General features: G+C 66.4%; 8 protein-coding genes. 6 read left to right on the top strand and 2 right to left on the bottom strand.

The window, feature by feature from the left end:
• From GRX66_RS04695 to GRX66_RS04670, 6 genes are all read left to right on the top strand, one after another.
• Nucleotides 1-281: acetate--CoA ligase family protein (locus GRX66_RS04695; RefSeq protein ID WP_201292921.1), on the top strand; the 281-nt coding region annotated here is incomplete at its 5' end.
• Entirely contained in the window at nt 281-682 is a 402-nt protein-coding gene (locus GRX66_RS04690; protein WP_159525496.1) for an acyl-CoA thioesterase, read from the top strand. The genes GRX66_RS04695 and GRX66_RS04690, both read left to right, overlap by 1 nt.
• A gap of 80 nt (nt 683-762) precedes the next feature.
• The gene (locus GRX66_RS04685) at nt 763-945 is read left to right on the top strand and encodes a hypothetical protein (protein WP_159525495.1); all 183 of its coding nucleotides are present in this window, start codon (nt 763-765) and stop codon (nt 943-945) included.
• Between the two features lie 142 nt (nt 946-1,087).
• A complete protein-coding gene (locus GRX66_RS04680) occupies nt 1,088-2,200 on the top strand; it encodes a cupin domain-containing protein (RefSeq protein WP_233745308.1) in 1,113 nt (370 codons plus the stop codon).
• A gap of 310 nt (nt 2,201-2,510) precedes the next feature.
• Nucleotides 2,511-3,392: a branched-chain amino acid ABC transporter permease gene (locus tag GRX66_RS04675; RefSeq protein ID WP_159525494.1), complete on the top strand. Its 882-nt coding sequence runs from the start codon at nt 2,511-2,513 to the stop codon at nt 3,390-3,392.
• Entirely contained in the window at nt 3,392-4,405 is a 1,014-nt protein-coding gene (locus GRX66_RS04670; protein ID WP_159525493.1) for a branched-chain amino acid ABC transporter permease, read from the top strand. Before GRX66_RS04675 ends, GRX66_RS04670 begins: the two co-directional genes overlap by 1 nt.
• A gap of 188 nt (nt 4,406-4,593) precedes the next feature.
• Here GRX66_RS04670 and GRX66_RS04665 read toward each other — a convergent pair whose 3' ends face one another.
• Nucleotides 4,594-5,292 (bottom strand): ABC transporter ATP-binding protein, encoded by a 699-nt coding sequence (locus GRX66_RS04665; protein WP_201292923.1) that lies wholly within the window; start codon nt 5,290-5,292, stop codon nt 4,594-4,596.
• Between the two features lie 119 nt (nt 5,293-5,411).
• Entirely contained in the window at nt 5,412-6,815 is a 1,404-nt protein-coding gene (locus GRX66_RS04660) for a DUF3179 domain-containing (seleno)protein (RefSeq protein ID WP_159525491.1), read from the bottom strand.
• Nucleotides 6,816-6,832: the final 17 nt, after the last annotated feature.

The following is a 6,832-nucleotide window of genomic DNA, read 5'->3' as shown; positions in this document are numbered from 1 at the left end:
TCTTCACCGAAGTGTACGAGGACACCAGCCACCGCATCGCGCCCATCGACGCCGCCGAGGCGCGGGCGGCAATCGAGGAGCTGACTGCGGCGGAACTGCTGGCCGGCTACCGCGGCAGCGAACCCGCGGACGTCGACGCCCTGGCGGACGTCGTCGCGGCAGTCGGCGACCTCGTGACTGAACACGAAGCCATCTCGGAGGTCGACGTGAATCCGGTGCTCGCGACCGCTGACGGCGCAGTCGCACTCGACGCACTCGTCGTGCTCGGGGGTGACGAGTGATGTACGAACGCACGTGGACGGTGCGGTTCTCCGACACGGACCCGTTCGGCATCGCGCACTACCCCCGCATCGTGGACGCGCTCCACGAGACGTCGGACATGTTCATGGAGGAGATCGGGTTCCCGTTCTGGGAAATCTCTCGGGAGCACGGGTTCGGCCTGCCGCTCGTGGCGATGGACTTCGAGTTCGAGAACCCGATGGAGGCCGGCGACGACGTCGTCATCGAGTTGACGCCGGACCCCGGTACGAAGAGCGTGCGCTTCGAGTACGTCGGCCGGTGTGACGGCGAGGTGACGTTCTCCGGGCACGAAGTCCGGGTCTGCGCCCACCAGGGTGGTGGCGGCGCACGAGAATTCCCCGAGGACCTGCGGGCCGCACTCGAGGAGTACGCGGACGACTGAGGACCACGCCCAACGCGGCGGGTCCCCGCAGTGGCTTCCGTGGACGGTATGCTTTTAGCGTCCCCGCGACATGTACTCGCATGGCCGAGTTCACGAACCCGTACGCCGAGAACGACCCGTTCGTCGAAGCGCACTTCGACTGCCTGAACTGCGGCGGGAAGCTCTGGGAGTACGCAATCCAGCGCCAGATGGTCTGCGAGGACTGCCGGAACGTCTTCTCCACGGAGGAAGTCTTCGACGACCAGGCGCGCGCAGAAGCCTGAAGCGCTGACTGACCCGGGGCAGCTGACCCGGGTTCCGGTGTCGCATCGAAACCGCAATCCGCCGAACGTGTTCGCTGCGTGCACGTCGGGGCGCCCGACCGGGTCCCATACACTTATGAGATTTCTGTGCCAATAGGTAGCCATGGCCCAGCAAGAGCCGGACGACCAGCAACAGGAGGAACAGGACCCCGAAGAACTCCTCCAGTTGACCGACGAGACGCGCACGATTCTGGAGGACAACAGGCTCAGACCGCTCTGGGAGGTCGAGGACGACTTCGGGAACGTCTACGACGACCTCGAGCCGGATATCTGGAAGTGGGAGGACATCCAGACCGCCATCGACAGCATCGAGGACGACGTCCCCATCGCGGACCTGCCGCCGGGGTTCCAGCGCCGCGTCGCCGTCCCGATCAACGCGTCGCTCGGGAACGCCATCTCGAACACCATCTACGTGGGCGTGCAGACAGTCTCCCCGGGTGAGACCGCGCCCTCGCATCGCCACGGCGCGAACGCGCTCCGGTTCTCCATCGACGGCCACGAGGACATGAAGACGGTCGTCGCCGGCGAGGAGTTCCCGATGGAGGACAACGACCTCATCACCACCCCGCAGTGGGAGTGGCACGACCACGTCAACGACTCGGACGAGACGGCGGCGTGGCTGGACGTCCTCGACCTGCCGCTCGTTCTCGACTCGCTGAACGCCCGCAACACGTTCGAGAACCACGAACTCGAACGCCAGCCCGTCACCAAGACGCAGGGGTACTGGGACTCCCAGTACGGCCGCGGGCGCGACCTCAACGACGTCAAGGCCGACGGCATCCCGGGGCCGTTCGAGGGCATCCGGGAGGCGACGCCGCCGTACCGCTTCGGCTGGGATGAGATGCTGGAGTCGCTGCGCCAGCGCGCCGACAACGACGAACCGGACCCCAACGACGGCTACAGCCTCTCGTACGTCAACCCCGCGACCGGAGAGCCGCCGCTGTTCCCGACGATGTCGTTCCGCGCGCAACTGCTCCAGGAAGCGACGGACCCGCACTTCCACAACGCGACGGACGTCTACTTCGTCGTGGAGGGCGAGGGGGCGACCCACGTCGACGACGACGCACTGGAGTGGAGCCAGCACGACATCTTCGTGGTGCCGCCGGACGCGACCCACCACCACGAACCGGACGACGACGAGGCCATCCTGCTCGGGATGACCGACCGGCCCGTGTTAGAGGCGTTCAACTTCTACGCGGAAGCGGAACCGTCGTAACTACCACGCTATCGCTCGTCCTCCGCGCTGTGACCGTTCAGGTCCGTTGCCGCCGCAGATTCGCTCGGCGGAGCCTGTGACTCCGAGGAAGACGGTACGCACAGCAGTTGGGCGCGTTCCGAGAGAACTCCTCCAGCAGCCCCGTCGCGGCCCGCAGCACTGCTCTCACCCGGACGCGGAAGCACAACTGGACGCCGGACGAACGAGCGCGCCGTTCGTTCCGAACTGAACCACCACTCCCGCCACCGCCGGACTGTGGCGAACGGTACCTTCATAGTAACCGACGAGCCGTGTACACACGACGCCACACATGGTAGCAAGCGACCTGATACTCGAGGCGCTACTCAACGGTCTCCTGTTGGGCGGCATCTACGCCGTCGCAGCACTCGGCCTGTCACTCGTGTTCGGTATCATGGACATCGTGAATCTCGCGCACGGTCACATGCTGATGGTCGGCGCCTACGTCGCCATCTTCCTGTTCACGACGTTCAACATCACACCCATCATCGGCATGATCGGCGCGTTCGTCGTCCTGTTCGCGCTCGGAATGGCGCTCCAGCGCGTTCTGCTCGAACGCGTCGTCGGCGAGGGGATCGAACAACCGATCATCGTGCTGTTCGGCCTGGCGCTGATGCTCCAGAGCATCGGCCGCATCTGGGTCGGTAGCGACGCCCAGGCGACCGACATCGGCATTCCCGGGGAGGCCATCGACATCGCGGGCGCATCGCTCTCGTTCCCACGCATGGTGACGTTCGCCATCTCCATCTTGCTCATCCTGGGCACGTGGGCGTTCCTGAAGTTCACCACCACCGGGCTCGCCATCCGCGCGACCGCCCAGAACAACTCGGCAGCACAGTACATGGGCATCGACACGGACAACATCTACGTGCTCACGCTCGGCCTCGGAACCGGGCTCGCCGGGGCGGCGGGAGCGCTCCTCTCGATGCTGTTCCCGATCACGCCGTTCGTCGGCTGGTCGTACCTCCTGAAGGCGTTCGCCGTGGTCGTCCTCGGCGGTGTCGGGAGCGTTGCCGGCACGCTCGTCGGTGGTCTCATCCTCGGCGTCTCCGAGAACGTCGGCGTCCTCTACCTGGGCGGCGGCTTCCGGGATATCATCAGCTTCAGCATCTTCGTGCTCGTGTTGCTAGTGCGGCCACACGGCCTGTTTGGGTCCTCCGGTGGTGGTGAGTGATGCTCGGGAGCACCGACTACTTCACTGGCCTGTTCGACAATCGCCGTCGCACCGTCGCGTTCGTCGTCGCGTCGCTCGCTCTCGCGACGATCCCGTTCACCACGACGCCCTACGTCACGGACATCGTGTTCACTGGCCTCATCTTCGTCATGCTCGGCGTCTCCTGGAACCTCATCGCGGGGTACGCCGGACAGATCAGTCTCGGTCACCACGCGTTCTTCGGCGTCGGAGCGTTCATCTCCGCGTGGCTCACGACGCCGGCGCGCGCGAATCTCCCGGAAGCCATCCAGTCGCCGCTGCTGGTCGCCGTGTTCGTCGGGATGTTCGGCGCCGGTCTGCTCGCACTCGTGCTCGGCCCCATCCTGTTCCGGTTGAGCGGTCACTACTTCGCCATCGGCACCCTCGCGGTCGCCGCCATCATCCAGCTCGTACTGGAAGACCAGCGGCGGTTCTCGGGCGGCTCGACCGGCTACTACGTCCAGAATTCGATGTCCTCCGAGGTCATCTTCCTGCTGACCCTCGTCGCGACCGTCGCCACGATTGTGGTCTCGTACGGGATCGTGAACAGCCGGTCCGGCCTCGGCATGCGGGCCATCCACGACGACGAATCCGCCGCGAGCAGCCTCGGCGTCAACCCGCTCAAGTACAAGCTGTTCTCGTTCGTCGTGGCGTGCGCGATGGCAGGCCTGGCGGGTGGCTTCTACGCGCAGTTCCGCCTCTACGTCAACCCCGAGTCGACGCTCTCAGTGACGTGGCTCGTGGACACGCTCGTCGTCGTCATTCTCGGGGGCATGGGCACACTCGCAGGCCCGGTCCTCGGCGCCGGCCTGTTCCTCTCCCTGGACACCGGTCTCCGGACGTTCGCCGGTGAATTCGCCACCGTCATCGAAGGCGGCCTCATCATCCTGTTCATCGTGTTCATTCCCGGCGGCCTCTACAAGTTCCTCGCGGACCGCTTCGGAAGCGAGGACCAGCCGTCCGACGCCGACCAGCGGACGCCGAACGAACCGTAGCGACAGCCCAACGCCCCTCACTTCGACGCGGCTACTGCCGACGCGACCACTCTCCGTTCGTCTCGTTCGACTGCAACCCGACCAGCACTGCTTCGCCGACCAGCACTGATTCGCAGACACGGACCTGTTCGCAGACCCTGTACTGCACGATTGCTGCCGCAGAGTTCGCCGTCGACCGATACGAACAGCTACCCCCCGAGGTATGAAGCCGCGACGCGTTCGTCCTCGGCGAGGTCGGCGGCGTCGCCGGACAGCGTCAAACGGCCGGATTCGAGGACGTACCCTCGGTCCGCGATGTGGAGCGCGTTGTTCACGTCCTGTTCGACGAGCAGGACTGTCGTCCCCTCCTCGTTGATGCGCTCGATGGCGTCGAAGACGTCCTCCACGAGCACGGGCGCGAGACCGAGACTCGCCTCGTCGAGCAGAATCAGGTCGGGGTCGCTCATCAGCCCGCGGCCGATTGCGAGCATCTGCTGTTCGCCGCCGGAGAGCGTCCCGGCCTGCTGTCCCCTGCGTTCCTCGAGGCGCGGAAAGACGTCGTAGACGCGCTCGAACTGGTCGGCCATTCCGTCCGGGTTGGTGTACGCGCCGAGGCGCAGGTTCTCCTTGACGGTGCTCTCAGTGAAGATATCGCGGCCCTCGGGAATGTGGGTGACGCCCTTCGGGACCACCTCGTCCTGCTCGAGGTCGCCGATTGGCTCCCCGTGGAACGTGATGGTGCCCGCGCTCGGGGCCAGCGGCCCACAGATGGTCTTCAACACGGTCGTCTTCCCGGCGCCGTTCGCGCCGAGGAGCGCGACCGTCTCTCCCTCAGATACGGAGAAGCTGACGTCCCAGATGACCTGAACGTCCCCGTACGCGACGTCGATGCCGTCCACTTCGAGCAGGGTCATTGCGCCACGCTACACGAGACGCCGACAAAAGCCTATCTCAACGGTGGCATCCGACCGGGGACCGCGTCGATGCTGTCGCCTCCTTCGAAGTGGCGACGACGCGCGCGGCGTCGTTAGCGCAGAACGTGCGCGGCGTCGTAGTGCGTGCGGAAGGCGAACCAGAGCCCGTGACGGCCGGGAATCCGGTCGCGGGTCGCGCCGTCCGAGCGGAGTTCGTTCCGCTCGACGGTCCACTCGGTGCCGTCGGCGTCGACGAGCACGTCGCCCTGCCACTCGACTGGTGCGGGCGGGGCCTCGTAGACGGCCACGTCCCCGGTGCCGTCACGGATGGCTACCACCTCGCGCCCGTCGACGTCGGCGACCAGGGGGTCGTCGAAGTCCTCGACGGGGACCACCCAGACGTCGCTTGCGGTCTCGCTCACGAGGCCGTAGACGTCCGCCTTCTCGGGGAGTTCGCCGTCGGCCTGCCGGACGCCCGGCTGAATCGCGTCCTCGTTGTTCCAGTAGTGCCTGAAGAAGCCGATGTGGTCGTCGTAGTGCTGGTAGTCGTAGTCGTACCCCGTCTCCGGGTCGAGCAGCCGGGTGTCGGGGTACTCCGCCCGCCACTCGGCCCACGTCGTCTGGGTGACCGCGAACTGGTCGAGCACGAGGTCGGGGCTCGAATCGAGGTAGTGGCCGGCCGTCGGCACGCCGGCGTGCTGGTCCCACAGCGTCTCCGTCTCTTCGTCGTACATCACCTTGTTCCCGGCGGCGAGCATCCCCGAACTCCCGAACGTGAGCACGTCGCGGCGGCCGTCGGTCTGCTCGCCGACGCGCCTGTCGTAGAGGATTGGCGCGTTACAGAGCGTGCAGTACGTGAGACTCACCGGGACGCCGTCCAGCGTGACGTTCAACAGCTCGTGCGGGAACAGCACCCAACGCGGAACCGCGTACTGGTCGCCCGCGACCTCGAAGCCGAAGACGGTGTCGTCGGCGTCCAGGTACTCTGCGGCCGGGTCGTCGCCGGCCAGGAAGTCTGGCGCGTTCAGCGCCGCGAGGAACGACCGGTCGCAGTTCCCCCAGCGGACGTCCTGCAGGTCGAAGGTCCGGGGTTCGGCGTCGAGGAGGCCGCCGACGGGCGGGAGATAGGACTTGTAGAGGCGGCGTTTCCAGTCGTCGAACCCCTCGAGTGGCTCGATGTCCTGCTGGGAGTACCACGACTCCCACTCGACCCACGCGTGCTCGGAGTCGAAGTCCGGACCGGCGAGTTCCGAGAGCGCGTCCCGGACGCCAGGCCACCGGACTTCGGGGAGGTCGAGGTACCGCGGCGGGTCGCGGTCCCGGAGCACCTCCGGAAACCCGAATTTCTTCCAGTCGTTGCCGATTGCGTCGATGACCAGTACTTCCAGCAGGTGCGGGACCACGCGCTCGTCGCCGTGGTCGGCGAGCGCGTCGATTGCCGCCGCGTGGGCATCGGCGTCCCGAACGAGCAACTGTTCGACGTGGTCGTGGAGGTCGTGAGGTGAATCCGCCGGCATGCTCGCGACTGCGGGAG

The sequence above is a fragment of the Halobacterium bonnevillei genome, from assembly GCF_009831555.1.
GTDB lineage: Archaea > Halobacteriota > Halobacteria > Halobacteriales > Halobacteriaceae > Halobacterium > Halobacterium bonnevillei.
The sequence above is the reverse complement of the archived record's forward strand: the minus strand, read 5'-3'. Positions and strand labels throughout refer to the sequence as shown.